The sequence below is a fragment of the Streptomyces sp. BRA346 genome, from assembly GCF_052851135.1.
On sequence record NZ_JAIWIH010000002.1, the window covers coordinates 404216 to 419207 of the forward strand.

The window sequence follows — 14992 nt, forward strand, 5'->3', positions numbered from 1 at the left end:
CGGCACGGCCGGGTACTCGGGCCGGGATACCGATGCCCCCGCTGACCGCTAGATGAGGACGACGAGGACGGTGTTCACGATGGCCATTCCGGAACGGTCCGCCGCGCAGGTCGTGGTGGCCCTCAGCGGACACTCCAGGGAGGACGCCGACGCCGTGTTCGGCGTGCTCCACGCCTGCTACCCCTCCGGCCCGGCCTCCGACGCCCCGCCGCGGGAGGAGGCCGAGGGACACCCCACGGTGTGGAGCGCGACCTTCGAGGTGTCCGGGGCGCGGCAGGAGCCCGCTCCCACCCCCCTGGGAGCGCCCCTCACCGCCGATCTCCAGGGCGGCCCCCGCCAGGTGGAACAGCTGCGCGACGCCCTGGCCACCGCCTTCGCCGTACGGGACGAGGGCCGGGCGGCCGGTGACCAGGAGCGTGAACTGCACCTGCGGCTGGAGAGCCGCTAGGGCTGCTTACTTCCCGTAGGGCTCGCTACTTCGTGTTCCCGGCGCGCCGGAACGCCCACTCCATGCGCGGCTCGACCACTCCGCGGAGGGCCCGCCGCACCGGCGCCGTGCACAGCACCGTGATCATGGCGACGGCCGCGGCGGTCACCGTCAGCTCGCCGAGCGGCGTGTGCAGCCACGGGTAGTCGTACCACCGGCCGAAGCGGGACGCCTTGATGATGAAGCCGTGCAGCAGATAGCCGTACATCGTCCCCGCGCCGAGCACCGTGAACCAGGTGCGCCGCCCCGGCACCCAAGCCAGGAAGCAGGCCGTCAGCACCAGCGCCCCCACGAAGAGGACGGGCGTGGACAGCAGTCCGGCCCACTCCGGTACGCCGTCCAGGGCCGCGACGCTCTTGCGGTGGTAGAACCACTCCGAGTTGAACCACGGCGCCACCACGTACGCCGTGGCCAGCGCCACGAGTGCGACCGGCAGCGCGATCCACCGCGCCCGCCAGGTGCGCAGCCGGGCGAAGTGCTCCTGGCGGAGGGTGAGTCCGAGCACGAAGAACGGCAGGAACGCCAGGGTCCGCTGGAGCGAGAGATCGCCGCCGGTCTCCGGCGAGAGCGAGCCGAGCACGGCCACGGCCAGCGCGACCGGTACCGGATGGCGCAGCGCCAGCCACAGCGGGGTGGTGATCCGCCAGATGAACAGCGCGACCAGGAACCACATCACGTACCACGGGTCGAGCAGGCTGAACGGCTCGTCCGGGTTGTCCTGCGCCCAGCGGGAGAAGAGGGTGTACGCGACCTCGAAGACGACGTACGGCACGACCACCCCGGTGACCAGCCGCTGGAGCCGTTTGGGCGCCATGTCGAAGGTGCGCGAGAAGTAGCCCGATATCAGCGCGAAGGCGGGCATGTGGAACGCATACACCAGGAGGTAGACCGCCATGGAGGCCCGGCTGCCGTACGTCAGTGGTTCCCATGCGTGGCCACAGGCCACGAGGACGATGGTGAGGTACTTCGCGTTGTCGAAGTAAGCGTCGCGGGCCTTGCCTTGGGCCGCGCCCTCACCCCGTGCCGGTCGTTCCGCGGGAACTGGCGGGTTTGTCACACGGGTGGGGGTGTCCTGGTGCACTGCTTCTCCCGGTCACCTTCGATCGAGCCAGCGAGGTTTCCTTTTCGCCTGCCCGACGTGGCCCCGCTCATGACCAGTCACGGTAGTGGCAAAAGACACCGCTTCCGCGCGGAACCGTCCGAATTCGATGAACATTCCTAAAGCCTCAGTATTCTGCGCCCCGATGCTCCGGAAGTTTGCTAACGGTGGTCAGTTCACCATCGGCGGAGGCGAACAGCAGCGCCACCGCCAGGGCACCCGGGTCGGGGACGCCGACCGCGTGGTCCCCGGTGTAGCTGGCCCGCCCGCGCCGGGCGCGCAGATAGGCGGTGGCCCGGGCGCCGCGGTGGGCGGCCACCGCCGCGAGCCGCAGCGAGCGGGACGGGTCGGCGGTCGGCGGGCAGTCGGCGAGCGCCTTCGCGGCCGGGAGAAGGGCGTCGATCATGGTCTTGTCGCCGACCTCGGCCTCGCCGACCCGCTGGATCGCGGCCGTCCCGGCGGCGATCCCGGCGGCCAGTTCGCCGGTGCCGGGCGGGGTGGGGGCGGCCGCGGCGACCGCGTCGGCCAGCTCCTGGAAGAGCAGGCCGAACAGTGGGCCGCTGGTGCCGCCGACCTCGTCGAGGAAGACCCCGGCGGCCGCGGCGAGCGGTGTCGCCGCGGTGTCCTCGCCGACCGTCGGGGTGGCGGACAGGCTCTCCAGGGCGCGGCGCACCCCGTCCATCCCGGTGGCGAGGTTGGCGCCGAAGTCACCGTCGCCCGCCTGCTGGTCGAGGGCGGTCAGCTCGGGCTCGACGGACCGTACGGTGGCGCCGAAGCGCATCAGCCAGGCGGTGACGGTGGCGCGGGTCAGGGTGCGCGGGGCGTGGTTCACGGACATGGCTGCGGAGGCTCCTCGGGGCTCAGGGCGGGCGGGGTCACAGGGGCCAGGCCGGGGTGCGGGCGGGGGCGTCCCACAGCCGCAGGGCCTCGTCGTCGGTGGCGAGCAGGGTCAGCGAGAAGCCACGCATGTCGAGGGCGCTGACGAAGGTGCCGGTCAGCGACCGGTCGAGGGCGGTGCCCCGGGCGTCGAGGGCTTTGGCGAGGATGTGGTGGATCCCGTACAGCTCCAGCGAGGTGACCGACCCCAGCCCGTTGACCAGCGCGAGTACCCGGGGCCGCGGGCCATGGGGGAGGGCGGCCAGCAGCCGGTCCGTCATGGTCTCGACCAGCTTGCTGAGCGGCGCGTGCGGCACCGTCTTGTCGGCGCGCTCACCGTGGATGCCGACGCCGAACTCCAGCACGTCCTCGGGCAGGTCGAACGCCGGGGTCCCGGAGGCCGGGGTGGTGTGCGCGGCCGACGCGACGGCGAGGCTGCGGGAGCGGCGGGTCAGATCGACACCGAGCGCCACCAGCTCGTCCAGGCCGCGCCCCTCGTCCGCGGCGGCGCCGAGGATCTTCTCCACGAGCAGGGTGGCGCCGGTGCCGCGGCGGCCGACGGCGATCTCGTCGGAGTCGGTGGCGAGGTCGTCGTCGATCAGCACCCGCTCGCAGCGGATTCCCTCGTGATGGAGGCGCTCGGCGGCGATGCCGAAGTTGATGCGGTCGCCGGTGTAGTTCTTCACCAGATGCAGCACGCCGTCGTCCCCGGCGACGGCGCGGCTGGCCTCGAAGATCTGCCGGTTGTGCGGCGAGGCGAAGATCCGCCCGGGACACGCGGCGTCCAGCATCCCGGCGCCGACGAATCCGGCGTGCAGTGGTTCATGGCCGGACCCGCCGCCCGAGACCAGCCCGACCCGGCGGGTGGGCGAGGTGACGCGGGAGCGGAAGTACCCGTGGCCGGGATGGTGCTCCACGAGGGCGGCGTGGGCGGTGGCGAAACCGGCGTGCGCGTCCGGCACCAGTGATTCGGACGAGTCGGCGAAGTACAGCGGCATGGTCGCGGCTTCCCTGGAGGAGTGGGGCGGACAGGGACACTGGCTTCGATGGTCCGCCGCGACCCGTGGACCGGGCGCGCCGACCGACCCCGAACGGCCTACACGCATGGGCCGGTCGGGCGACGGGCGGCCACCTGGGCGGGCCCGCCGGCGTCTCCGACCATCCGCTGGGCGGGGCCGGCCACCGCCGAAGGAGGTACGGGAGCGGCGGCCGGGCGATCGACGGCCGCGGAGCGGGTACCCGAGCCCCTGGACAGCACTCGCAGCACCAGGGAGTACAGGTGACGGATCCGAACACCGGCCACGGCGGCGCGCCGCTCGCCGGTTGCGTGGCGCTGGTGACCGGCGCGTCCAGCGGGATCGGGGCGGCCACCGCCCGCCTCCTGGCCCGGCAGGGGGCCGACCTTGCGCTGGTCGCCCGCCGTACCGACCGGCTGGAGGAGCTGGCCTCCGGAATCCGGGACCTGGGCCGCGCCTGTGTGCCGCTGACCGCCGACCTGCGGGACGCGGCCCAGGCGCGGGCTTGCGCCGACGAGGCGGCCGAGCGGTTCGGGCGGCTGGACGTGCTGGTGAACAGCGTGGGGTTCGTGGCGGTCGCCGGGGTCGAGGAGGGCGACCCCGAGAACTGGGAGCGCATGGTCGACCTCAACCTCAAGGCCGTCCTCCACACCTCGCAGCAGGCGCTGCCGCATCTGCTGCGCGCGGCGGCGGAGGGCCCGCGCGGGGTCGCCGACCTGGTGTCCCTCAGCTCGGTCGCGGGCCGGGTCGCGCGGCCGCGCAACAGCATCTACTCGGCGACCAAGCACGCGGTCGGCGCGTTCAGCGAGGCGCTGCGCCAGGAGGTGACCGGGCGCTCCGTACGGGTGGGGCTGGTCGAGCCCGGCATGACCACCACCGAGATGACCGACAACCCCACGACCGGGGCCGTCGCCGCCGGGATGCCACGGCAGGACTGGCTGCACGCCGAGGACGTGGCCCGCTGCATCGGCTTCATGGTCACCCAGCCCGCGCACGCGGCCGTCAACGAGATCCTGGTGCGCCCCACGGCCCAGGAACACTGACGGATCGGTGTTCCCGGGCCGGTGTTTCCCGGGGCTACTTCCCCAGGGCCTTCTTCAGCTGGGACTTGTTCATCTGGGACCGGCCCTCGATGTTCCGGCGCTTGGCCTCGGCGTAGAGCTGGTCCCGCGTGGGGCCCTGCGCCCCGCTGTGCGACCGCTTGCCGCCGCGCCGCGAGGGCGACATGTCCTCGGTGGAGATACGGCTCGCCTGACGGGCCTCCCCGGAGCGGGCGCGCTCCTTGTTCACCGTCCGGGCTGCCATCTCCTCTGCCCGGCGCGCACTCGCGCCGCGCTCCTTCGCGCTCTCCTTGATGTGTTCGTACTGTCTCTCCCGCTTCGGGCTCGATCCCCTGGGCATGGTGTGCACCTTCTCTCCGGAGACACGCACAACAGAGACAAGCACCACCATTTTCGCTCCGGACACCCGGTCCGCAACAGCGCTGCTGCCGCCGTGCGCGAGCGATTGGGCCCATCAGGTGAGATGTGCTCCGGGGGCGGTCGGACCGCCCTGCTGGTGCTCGACCTGCCCCGCCTCTGATGACAGCGTGGGCCGACATGGAGCACAGCCCTGGACCGCAAAACGTGCGCGCGAGGCTGCTGCTGGCCAGCGCCACCATGCTCTTCGTCGAGCTGGCGCTGATCCGGTGGACCGGCGCCAATATCGTCCATCTGAGCTATTTCTCGAACTTCATCCTCCTGGGCTCGTTCCTCGGAATCGGCCTCGGATTCCTCCTCCCCGCCGGCCGCGGGCAGTGGCTCACCCGCTGGGCGCCCCTCCCGCTGGCGGTCCTGGTCGTCCTGGTCCGGGAGTTTCCCGTCCAGGTGCGGCAGAGCAGCGGCGAGGTCATCTACTTCACCGCCGTGAAGACCACCGGCCTGCCGCAGTGGGTCACCCTGCCCGTGCTGTTCGGGCTGACGGCGCTCATCATGATGGCGATCGGCAAGATGACGGCCGACCAGTTCCGGCGGCTGCCGTCGCTGGAGGCGTACCGCTTCGACCTGCTCGGCTCGCTCACCGGCTCGGTGTCCTTCGCGCTGCTGTCCTGGCTGCGCGCCCCGTCGGTGGTGTGGGGTGTGCTCGCGGCGCTGGCGATGCTGGTCCTGGTCGGGCGGCGCAACATCCTCCGGTCCGCGATTCCGCTGGCCGTGATGGTGGCGGTGCTGGCGCTGGAGTCGGCGGCCACCGGCATCTCCTGGTCCCCGTACTACAAGATCGAGGTCAAGAAGTCGCCCTCGGCCGCCCGCGACTACAACATCGCCGCCAACGGTGTTCCGCATCAGTCCATCGCCCCGCTGAAGGCACTGACGAAGCCCGGTTCACCGTACGACCAGCCCTACCGCGAGACCCCGCGCAACTCCCACCGCCGGGTGCTGGTCATCGGCGCGGGCAACGGCAACGACGTCGCCCTCGCCCTCGCCCACGGGGCCCGGCGCGTGGACGCCGTGGAGATCGACCCGAGGCTCCAGGAGATCGGCGCGTCCCTGCACCCGGCCCGGCCGTACGACGACCCCCGGGTGCACGTCCACATCAACGACGGGCGGGCCTTCCTGGAGCAGACCGACGCCCGCTACGACCTGATCGTCCTCGCGCTGCCGGACTCCCTGACCCTGGTGTCCGGGGCCAGCAACCTGCGCCTGGAGAGCTACCTGTTCACCCGGCAGGCGTTCGAGGCGGCCCATCGCCATCTCGCCCCCGGCGGCGCGTTCGCCATGTACAACTACTACCGGCAGAACTGGCTCATCGACCGCTTCGCCGGCACCCTCACCTCCGTCTTCGGGCACGCGCCCTGCATCACCCACTACGGCAACAAGAGGGCCGCGATCCTCGTCGCGGGCACCACCCCGGCCGCCCAGTCCTGCGACGCCACGTGGAAGGCGTCCGGGCCGGTGCCGAAGGCGGCGAGCGACGACCACCCGTTCCCGTACCTGCTGCACCGCACCATCCCCACCTTCTACCTCGGCGTGCTGGGCGCGATCCTGCTGGTGACCCTGGCGTCGGTGCGGCTGACCGGGGTACGGCTGCGGCGGACCTTCGGTTACGCGGACATGTTCCTGCTCGGCGCCGCGTTCATGCTGCTCGAAACCAAGAACGTGATCGGCTTCGCGCTGTACTTCGGCACCACCTGGCTGGTCAACGCCATGGTCTTCGCCGGTGTCCTGCTGGCCGTCCTGTCCGCGGTCGAGGTACGGCGCCGGATCCGCAAGCTCAACCAGGTGGCGCTCCAGCTCCTGCTGTTCGCGACCCTGGCCGTCTCCTGGCTCATTCCGGCCCATCTGGTGCTCGGGCTGCCCTTCGCGGGGCGTCTCGCCGCCGCGATCGCGCTGGCCTTCGCCCCCATCTTCTGCGCCAACCTCATCTTCTCCGACCGGCTGGCCGTGGCCTCCGACCCCACGGCGGCCTTCGGCGCCAACCTGCTCGGCTCGCTGGTCGGCGGCACCCTCGAATACCTCGCGCTGGTCACCGGCTACCAGGCCCTGCTGCTCGTGGTGGCGGTGCTGTACGCGGGCGCCTGCGTCCTGATGCGCTTCGCCCGGCCCGGTGCGGGCGAGCGCGCCGAACACGAGCCGATCACCGTGGCCACCGCGCCCCGCACCTGACCGGTGTCGCCGTCGGGCGCCATGAGGCCGCCCCCGATCTCTCGGACCGGGGGCGGCCTCATGGGTGTCACTCGAACATGACGTACTCCGGGCGCGGCCGCAGGGCCAGCACCTCCTTCGGGGTCATCAGCCGGCTGGTCTCGGCGTCCTCCTCGTAGAACAGCTTGAAGCCGGTGCGCAGCCCCTCCGGCTGGTCCCTGACCAGCTGCCGCCAGGTGTCCCGCTTCATGCCCGGCGAGCCGATGCCGTCCGCGCTCTTGATCATGACGACGCCGGGCTGCTGGCGCAGCGCGGACTGGTCGCGGACCACGGACACCGCCACCTGGTGGAACACGAGCGGCTTCTCCGGCAGATCGTGTTCCTCCACGATCCCGGACAGATAGCGCGCCACGTCGGTCAGCTCCTGTCCGCTGGTGTGGCCGTAGGTGTCGCCCGGCACCTCTCCCGGGCCCATGTCCCACTCGGGGTCCAGCGCTATGCCCACGTCGGGCTTGACGAGCCACTTGCGCAGCGCCTTGACCTCGTCCAGCGCCGATGCCCGGCCGGGCTGGATGTTGAGCAGCAGCAGCGCCTCATGGCGCCGGGCCGCGTCGTGGAAACGGCGGATGGTGTCGTCCGGGACCCGGGTGCGATAGGTGCCGTCCGATCCCGCGGAGCTGTTGGTGACGGTCGCGAGCAGTTCGAGGACCGGCAGTGGCTCCCGGTCGGCGGCGTAGTCGCGCGCGGTCTTCTCGATCTCCTTGACCCGCTGGTTCAGGTCACCGGTACCGAGCCGGCCGAGTGCGGCGGCGCCGGGCAGTCCGCAGTACCCCACCAGGCGGTACCGGGACAGATCGCGGCCTCCGCGCGGGAGTTCGGGCCGTCGCTTCGTCGGCCGCGGTGACGGGGAGCGGCCGGCCTTGTTGTCGGAGCCCGCGGCGGCGGTCTTGCCGTCCTTGGAGGGCGTGGGGCTCCTGGACTGCTTGGCCCACTCGGTGTTCTGCTCGCCGCATCCGGCGAGCAGACCGAGACCGGCCGCCGCCGTCACCGAGAGCACACCCCGCCGGGTCGGCGGGGTGCCCTGCCCTCTGGTGTTCTCCCGGATCCGCTCGGCGTCCGTGCCCTGACCTGGTGTGGTGTGCGCCACGTTCCCCTCCGTCTGCGGTCCGATGGTCTTTCCCCGTCCCTTGCGGCTTTCCGGCCGGAGGGACAGTAAACGGAGCGGTTGCCACCACTTACCTGACGTAACCCAGCTCCTTGTCGACCACGTTGCGCAGCGGACGGCCCTCGGCCCGGCGGAGCAGGTTGTCCAGGAACAGCTCGGCCAGGTCCTGGCGCCAGTGGACCACCTCGCCCGCGGTGTGCGGGGACACGATGACGCCCGGCAGCTCCCACAGCGGGGAGGCGGCGGGCAGCGGCTCCCGGGCGAACACGTCCAGCGCGGCACCCGCCAGCCTGCCGCTGCACAGGGCGTCGACCAGGGCCGGTTCGTCCACGAGCTGGCCGCGCCCCACGTTGACCAGCCGGGCGCCGGGCTTCATGGCCGCCAGCGCCGAGGCGTCCACCATGCCGCGGGTGGCCGGGGTGAGCGGGGCGGCCAGCACCACGTAGTCGGCCTCGCCCAGCCCGGTGCGCAGGGTCGCCGGGCCGTGCACGGGGCCGAAGTCGGGGTCGTCGGCGCGCGGGGTGCGGCCCGCGCCGCTCACCCGCATGCCGACCGCGCGCAGCAGCCGGGCCACGGCCCGGCCGATGGACCCGGTGCCCCACACCAGCACGGTCCGGCCGCCGATCCGCTCGCTGTCGCGCGGCCGCCACTGACGGCCGCGCTGGTGGTCCCACATACCGGGGAAGTCCTTGGCGAGGGACAGGATGAGCCCGAGGACGTATTCGGCGATGGGCTGGTCGTACACGCCGCGCGAGTTGGTGAGCACCACATCCGGGTTGCCGGTCAGCGCGGGGAACAGATACGGGTCCACCCCCGCGGCGGCCACATGCACCCAACGGGGCGCCTTCGCGGGGTCGTCGGGCCACGAGGCGGCCACGGCCGGGCTCAGCGGCCACCACGCGAGCAGGGTGTCCGCCCCGGGGAGTAGCGCGGGCAGCTCCTCCTCGGTCGCGTACACCGTCCGCGCCAGGGACTCGATCCGCTCGCGGTTGTACGGCAGGTGGTCGTTGTACAAGACGATGAGCGGGGCACGCCGGTCACCCACGGCCGCCTCCCGACGGCTCGCTCACGCCGCCCGGAGGCTCACACCGGAGTGTCATGACGGTTCTCCCGAGGTCAGGCAGGGTGCGCAACGGATGCCCACACCCTGACCGCACCCGCGCGGCGGGGCAACGGGCACAGTGTCCGCTCCGGCGGGCCGTTGTGGACGCTGTGTCCCGGCCGACCCACCGCTCCGGGACCAAAGTCCTGCGCATCCCCGGTGCGGAACCGGCATACACAGTGTCCACCACGGGCCCGGCGATGGAACAGGATGGCCGTTGACGGTACCGGACCGCTGAACCATGGTGATGGCCATCCGTCATCCCGTCACCTGCCCGTTCCCGGCAGCGCAGCCCGCGGCCCCCACCGCGCCCCGCACGAATGCTTGACGCCCGATGCCGCACCGATGGGTCGCATCGTCCCGCGCCTCAGCGCCTCCTCCTCGTCCCCAGGAGTCTCAAGCATGTCCTTGTCCAACGCATCGCAGTCCAACGCATCGCAAGAATCCACCGCCAGAGTCCACAGCCTCGACGAAGCCCCCGTCACCGGCTTTCACCGCAGGATGGTCGCCGTCGCCATGGGCGGCCCGTTCTGCGACGGCTACCTGCTGGGCATCATGGGCGTCGCCCTCAGCCTGATCACCCCGGCCCTCAGCCTGAACACCATGTGGGAGGGGCTGATCGCCGCCTCCGTCCTGGTCGGCGTCTTCATCGGAGGCGCGGTCTTCGGCCCGATCACGGACCGCGTCGGCCGCCATCTGATGTATGTGCTCAACCTGATCACCTTCGTGGTCTTCTCGGCCCTCCAGTTCTTCGTCACCGAGGCGTGGCAGCTGCTGGTGCTGAGGCTGCTGATCGGCATCGCGATCGGCGCCGACTACCCGATCGCGTCCGCCCTGACCACCGAGCTGGTGCCGCGCAAGATCCGCGGCCCCGCCCTGTCCGGCCTGGTCCTGGCCTGGTGGGCCGGCTACGGCGTCAGCTTCTGGGCCGGCTGGCTGCTGATGGGCACCGGCGACGACGCCTGGCGCTGGATGCTGGCCTCCGGCGCGGTCCCCGCCGTGATCTTCATCTTCTTCCGGGCCGGAGTGCCCGAGTCGCCCCGCTGGCTCGCCTCCCGCGGCCGGGTGGAGGAGGCCAAGGCGGTCGTACGCCGCCACCTCCACCAGGAGGTCAGTACGGAGGAACTCGTCGCGGAGAGCGGATCGAAGCGCGGCGGCTCGGGCCTGGGCAACCTCGCGGAGATCTTCCGCCGCGGCTATGCGATCCCCGCCCTGTTCTGTTCGGTGTTCTGGATCTGTCAGGTGGCGCCCGCCTTCGCCGTACGGTCCTTCCAGCCGCAGATGCTGGAGTCGTTCGGGGTGGGCAGCACCTTCGGCGCCAGCGCGCTCATCACCACGATCGCGGTGGCGGGCACGGCCGTCGGGCTGCTCGTGGTCAACCGGATCGGCCGGCGGCCGCTGCTCGTCGGCAGCTTCGCCTGCATCAACATCTGCCTCATCGCCCTGATCGTGCTGCCGCTGCACTACGCGTTCCTGGTGGTCGCCCTCTTCGCCGGGTTCCAGTTCTTCGAGGCCGCGGGCAGCGGACTCCAGTTCGTGTATCCGAGCGAGCTGTTCCCCACCGACCTGCGTGCCACCGGCGTCGGCGTGGCCACTGCCATGAGCCGCGTCGGCTCCGCCTCCAGCACCTTCCTGCTGCCGATGCTCACCGCCGACTTCGGCGTGCGCGGCACCCTCGCGATGGGCGTGGGCATCACCCTCATCGGCCTCGTGGCCTCCATCGTCCTCGCCCCCGAAACCAAGGACCTGGGGCTGGCGGAAGCCAGCCGCCGCGCCTGACCCCGCTGAACCCGTCCGCACCCGTCTCGTCCAGACAAGGACCCCTCCATGCGCAAGCTCGTCTCCTTCGACTGTTACCGCACCCTCATCAACTTCGACACCCGCACCGCCACCCACGAGATCGTCAAGGACCGCCTCGCCGCGCTCGGCGTCGACCCCGACCAGTTCCACCACGACGCGTACGTGATGCGGTTCCAGGGCGTCGTGGACCACTACCGCCCGTACCGGGAGACCGTCCGCCGCACCCTCCACAACGTCATGCTGCTGCACGGCCTGGAATACCGCGACGAGGACGGCGAGGCCCTCATCGAGGCCATCAAGAAGTTCAAGCCGTTCCGCGAGGTCCCCGACGCGCTGCGCCGCCTCAAGGGCGAGTACGACATCGCCATCCTCTCCAACAGCGAGGACGACCTGATCTCCTACGCCGTCGACGAGCTGGGCGTGGAGTGGGACTACGTCCTCACCGCCGAGCAGGCCGGGGCGTTCAAGCCGCTGCCGCAGGCCTTCGAATACCTGATGAAGGCCACCGGCCGCGGCCCGGAGGACATCATCCACACCGCCCAGGGCTGGGAGTACGACATCATGCCGACCAAGCGGTACGAGGGCATGCGGCGGATCTGGGTCAACCGGTACGGCTTCCCCGGTTCGGCCGCCTTCCAGCCGTACGAGGAGATCAGGGACCTGTCCGAGCTGCCCGGTCTGCTCGGCGTCTGACCCGGTTCCCCGGCCACCCCCACACCGCGAGAGGACCCCATGTCCGCCACCACGGCACCGGTCAACGGGCGCGTCGCCCACTGGTTCGCCGAACTGCCCTCCCCACGCCCGGCGTTGCCCGGCGACCGCGACGCCGATGTGTGCGTCGTGGGCGCCGGAATGACCGGACTGTGGACCGCCTACTACCTCAAGAAGTCCGACCCGTCCCTGCGGGTCACGGTCCTGGAAGCCGAATTCGCGGGCTTCGGAGCCTCCGGCCGCAACGGCGGCTGGGCCTCCGGACTGATCCCCGGCGCCCGGGACCGGCTGGCCCGCACATACGGCCGCGACGCCGTCCTCGACTGGCAGCAGGCCATGAACGAGGCCGTGGACGAGATCATCGCCGTCGCCGCGCGCGAGGGCATCGACGCCGACATCGTCAAGGGCGGCACCCTGCGGGTCGCCCGCACCCCCGCCCAGGCCACCCGGCTGCGGCACAAGATCGAGCAGGACCACGAGTGGGGCGTGCCGGAGTCCGTCCTGCTCACCCCCGCCGAGTCCGCCCGGCACATCGCCATCGACGGCGTCACCGCCGGGGCGTACACCCCGCACTGCGCCCGGCTCCAGCCCGCCGCCCTGGTCCGGGGGCTCGCCGAGACGGTGGAGCGGCTCGGCGTCACGATCTACGAGAAGTCACCCGTCACCGCCATCGAACCGGGCCGCGCGCTCACCGCACACGGCACGGTCCGCGCCCCCGTGGTGCTCCGCGCCACCGAGGGCTTCACCTCCTCCCTCAAGGGGCTGCGGCGGGCCTGGCTCCCGATGAACAGCTCGATGATCGTCACCGAGCCGCTGCCCGAGGACATCTGGAAGGAGATCGGCTGGGAGGGCCGGGAGACCCTCGGCGACACCGCACACGGCCACATGTACGCCCAGCGCACCCCGGACGACCGGATCGCCATCGGCGGGCGCGGTGTGCCGTACCGCTTCGGCTCCCGCACCGACGACTCGGGCCGGGTCAGCGACCGTACGATCGGCCAGCTCACCCAGACCCTCCAGCGGATGCTGCCGCAGACCACCGGCGTCCGCGTCGACCACGCCTGGTGCGGGGTCCTCGCCGTGCCCCGCGACTGGTCGGCCACCGTCGGCCTGGACCGGGCCACCGGCACCGGCTGGGCCGGGGGCTACGTCGGCCACGGGGTGACCTCCACCAACCTGGCCGCCCGCACCCTCACCGACCTGGTGCTGAAGCGGGACACCCGGCTGACCCGGCTGCCGTGGACCGGACACCGCCCGGGCACCTGGGAGCCGGAGCCGTTCCGCTGGCTCGGGGTGCGCGGACTGTACGTCGCCTACCGGCTGGCGGACCGGCACGAGGCGGGCGGGCGCACCCGTACCTCGCCGATCGCCACCGTCGCCGACCTCATTGCCCGGCGACCCTGAGATCCTGGAGTCCCGGCGCCCCGCCTCCCCGCGCGCCGCCGGGGCTCCGGAGATCCGTCCGCCACGGCGGGCACAGTGCAGGGAGGAACCGGGCCGGATGGCATTGCTCACCGTCGCCGACGTTCTGCGGCTGCCCGTGATCGCCGCGGGACTGCCCCGGGTCATGGCGGGCGAGGACCAGCTGAACCGCCCCGTCCGGTGGGTCCACGTCACCGAACTGCTGGACCCGGCGTCGTTCCTGGAGGGCGGCGAGCTGGTGCTCACCACCGGCATGCCGCAGCCCAACGACCCCACCCGGCTGCGCGGCTACGCCGACCAGCTCGCCGACGTCGGCGCGGCCGGGCTGGTCGTGGAGCTGGGCCGCCGGTACCAGCAGGTGCCCCCGGACCTGGTGGCCGCCTGCCGGGCCCGGGACCTCCCGCTGATCGTGCTCTCCCACGGCATCCGCTTCATCGAGGTCACCCAGACCGTCCACGCGCTGATCCTGGACGCCCAGGGCGAACTGCTGCGCCGCTCCCACCAGGTCCACGAACTCTTCACCGACCTGACGCTGCGCGGCGCCCGGCCGGAAGAGCTGGTCCAGGTCGCGGCCGACCTGATGGGACGGTCGGTGGTGCTGGAGAACCTGGTGCACCACGCCGTGATCGTCTGTACGGCGGGGCGTCCCGGCGGCCCGATCCTGGTGGCGTGGCAGCGCCGCTCCCGCGCCACCCCGACCCCCGACCACGCGGCGCCCAGCGGGCCGGAGGGCTGGCTGGTGGCCCCCGTCGAACACGACGGGCAGCGCTGGGGGCGCCTCGTCGCGCTGCCCGGCCAGACCGGCCCGGCCTCCGGCCCCGAACACACCCTGATCCTCCGGCGCGCCGCGACCGCCCTCACCCTGGCCCGGATGACCGGCCACACCCAGTGGGACCGGGAGGCCCGCGCGTCGGCGCTGCTGGAGCTGCGGCACGGAAAGACCCTCAGCCGCACCGAGTCCCGCATCCGGGTCGAGGCCCTCGGCCTGCCGACCGTCGGCCACCTCTTCATCGCCGTGGCCCTCTGCCACCGGCCCGACGCCGCCGACCGCGCCGACCTGGACAGCCGGGTCGGCGATGACCTGCGCGGCGCCGGGATCCACGCCCTGGTCGGCAGGCTTTCCCCGGACCGCACCGGCGTCCTGCTCACCCTGCCGCTCGCCGCCGCGTGGCAGCCCGTCGTGGAGCGCATCGGCCGGGTCACCGAGGAGACGCTCGGCGAGGAGGCCGTCCTCGCGGTCGGTCCCGGCGTGACCGCGCTCGACCAGGTTCCGCGGTCGTTCCGGCAGGCCGAGGAGGTCGCGGACGCCATCGGCCCCGCCACCCCGCGGCGGCCGTTCCACGTGTCCGCCGACCTCGGGCTGCCGGAACTGCTGTACACGCTGCGCGACGACGTCCGCGTCCAGAACTACGTGGAACGGCAGCTGGGCCGGCTGATGCAGCACGACGAACGGCACGGCGGCGACCTGCTGACCATCCTGCGCCAGTACCTCGACGCGGCGGGCAACAAGTCGGTCGCCGCCAAACAGGCCGGACTGTCGCGGCAGGCCTTCTACCAGCGGCTGCACACCATCGAGCGGCTGGTCGGCGGCAACCTGGAGTCCGGCGCCCAGCGGTCCCGGCTCCATGTCGCCGTCATGGCCCTGGACACCCTGAGCGATGCCCCCTACTGAGCGGTGACCTTTACGGAGCGGT

Annotated in this window: 13 protein-coding genes; 7 read left to right on the forward strand and 6 right to left on the reverse strand. The window is 72.2% G+C overall.

Annotated features, from left to right (window positions below; genetic code table 11):
- Nucleotides 1–79 precede the first annotated feature (79 nt).
- A complete protein-coding gene (locus LCH29_RS03450; protein ID WP_446460174.1) occupies nt 80–448 on the forward strand; it encodes a hypothetical protein in 369 nt (122 codons plus the stop codon).
- A 25-nt stretch (nt 449–473) separates the two neighbouring features.
- On the opposite strand, the gene LCH29_RS03455 is transcribed toward LCH29_RS03450, so the two are convergent.
- The 3 genes from LCH29_RS03455 to LCH29_RS03465 form a co-directional block, all read right to left on the reverse strand.
- Entirely contained in the window at nt 474–1544 is a 1071-nt protein-coding gene (locus LCH29_RS03455; protein WP_446460175.1) for an acyltransferase family protein, read from the reverse strand.
- Between the two features lie 169 nt (nt 1545–1713).
- Complete coding sequence (gene dhaL, locus LCH29_RS03460) at nt 1714–2424, reverse strand: dihydroxyacetone kinase subunit DhaL (protein WP_446460176.1); 711 nt, start codon at nt 2422–2424, stop codon at nt 1714–1716.
- Nucleotides 2425–2461: 37 nt separating this feature from the next.
- Nucleotides 2462–3460, reverse strand: a complete 999-nt coding sequence (locus LCH29_RS03465; RefSeq protein WP_446460177.1) for a dihydroxyacetone kinase subunit DhaK — start codon at nt 3458–3460, stop codon at nt 2462–2464.
- A 281-nt stretch (nt 3461–3741) separates the two neighbouring features.
- On the opposite strand from LCH29_RS03465, the gene LCH29_RS03470 reads away from it, so the two are divergent.
- Complete coding sequence (locus tag LCH29_RS03470; RefSeq protein ID WP_446460178.1) at nt 3742–4521, forward strand: SDR family oxidoreductase; 780 nt, start codon at nt 3742–3744, stop codon at nt 4519–4521.
- 34 nt (nt 4522–4555) lie between these two features.
- Here LCH29_RS03470 and LCH29_RS03475 read toward each other — a convergent pair whose 3' ends face one another.
- A complete protein-coding gene (locus tag LCH29_RS03475; protein ID WP_446460179.1) occupies nt 4556–4879 on the reverse strand; it encodes a plasmid stabilization protein in 324 nt (107 codons plus the stop codon).
- Between the two features lie 224 nt (nt 4880–5103).
- Between LCH29_RS03475 and LCH29_RS03480 the strand changes: the two genes are divergently transcribed.
- Nucleotides 5104–7119 (forward strand): spermidine synthase, encoded by a 2016-nt coding sequence (locus LCH29_RS03480; protein ID WP_446460180.1) that lies wholly within the window; start codon nt 5104–5106, stop codon nt 7117–7119.
- A 67-nt stretch (nt 7120–7186) separates the two neighbouring features.
- On the opposite strand, the gene LCH29_RS03485 is transcribed toward LCH29_RS03480, so the two are convergent.
- Together LCH29_RS03485 and LCH29_RS03490 are read right to left on the reverse strand one after the other, a co-directional pair.
- Nucleotides 7187–8245 carry a hypothetical protein gene (locus LCH29_RS03485; RefSeq protein ID WP_446460181.1) on the reverse strand — a complete coding sequence of 353 codons (1059 nt, stop codon included), beginning with the start codon at nt 8243–8245 and terminating at the stop codon, nt 7187–7189.
- Between the two features lie 88 nt (nt 8246–8333).
- Nucleotides 8334–9308, reverse strand: a complete 975-nt coding sequence (locus LCH29_RS03490; protein ID WP_446460182.1) for a D-2-hydroxyacid dehydrogenase — start codon at nt 9306–9308, stop codon at nt 8334–8336.
- A gap of 459 nt (nt 9309–9767) precedes the next feature.
- Between LCH29_RS03490 and LCH29_RS03495 the strand changes: the two genes are divergently transcribed.
- From LCH29_RS03495 to LCH29_RS03510, 4 genes are all read left to right on the forward strand, one after another.
- Entirely contained in the window at nt 9768–11144 is a 1377-nt protein-coding gene (locus tag LCH29_RS03495; protein ID WP_446460183.1) for an MFS transporter, read from the forward strand.
- Nucleotides 11145–11192: 48 nt separating this feature from the next.
- Nucleotides 11193–11858 (forward strand): HAD-IA family hydrolase, encoded by a 666-nt coding sequence (locus LCH29_RS03500; protein WP_446460184.1) that lies wholly within the window; start codon nt 11193–11195, stop codon nt 11856–11858.
- Between the two features lie 39 nt (nt 11859–11897).
- On the forward strand, nt 11898–13280 hold the full coding sequence (locus tag LCH29_RS03505; RefSeq protein ID WP_446460185.1) for an NAD(P)/FAD-dependent oxidoreductase: 1383 nt from the start codon (nt 11898–11900) through the stop codon (nt 13278–13280).
- Between the two features lie 97 nt (nt 13281–13377).
- A complete protein-coding gene (locus tag LCH29_RS03510; protein WP_446460186.1) occupies nt 13378–14970 on the forward strand; it encodes a PucR family transcriptional regulator in 1593 nt (530 codons plus the stop codon).
- Nucleotides 14971–14992: the final 22 nt, after the last annotated feature.

Coding starts and splice junctions, on each gene's coding strand:
- LCH29_RS03450 (WP_446460174.1), top strand. CDS start 80: ATGGCCATTCCGGAACGGTCCGCCGCGCAGGTCGTGGTGGCCCTCAGC.
- dhaL (WP_446460176.1), bottom strand. CDS start 2,424: ATGTCCGTGAACCACGCCCCGCGCACCCTGACCCGCGCCACCGTCACC.
- LCH29_RS03465 (WP_446460177.1), bottom strand. CDS start 3,460: ATGCCGCTGTACTTCGCCGACTCGTCCGAATCACTGGTGCCGGACGCG.
- LCH29_RS03475 (WP_446460179.1), bottom strand. CDS start 4,879: ATGCCCAGGGGATCGAGCCCGAAGCGGGAGAGACAGTACGAACACATC.
- LCH29_RS03495 (WP_446460183.1), top strand. CDS start 9,768: ATGTCCTTGTCCAACGCATCGCAGTCCAACGCATCGCAAGAATCCACC.
- LCH29_RS03500 (WP_446460184.1), top strand. CDS start 11,193: ATGCGCAAGCTCGTCTCCTTCGACTGTTACCGCACCCTCATCAACTTC.
- LCH29_RS03505 (WP_446460185.1), top strand. CDS start 11,898: ATGTCCGCCACCACGGCACCGGTCAACGGGCGCGTCGCCCACTGGTTC.
- LCH29_RS03510 (WP_446460186.1), top strand. CDS start 13,378: ATGGCATTGCTCACCGTCGCCGACGTTCTGCGGCTGCCCGTGATCGCC.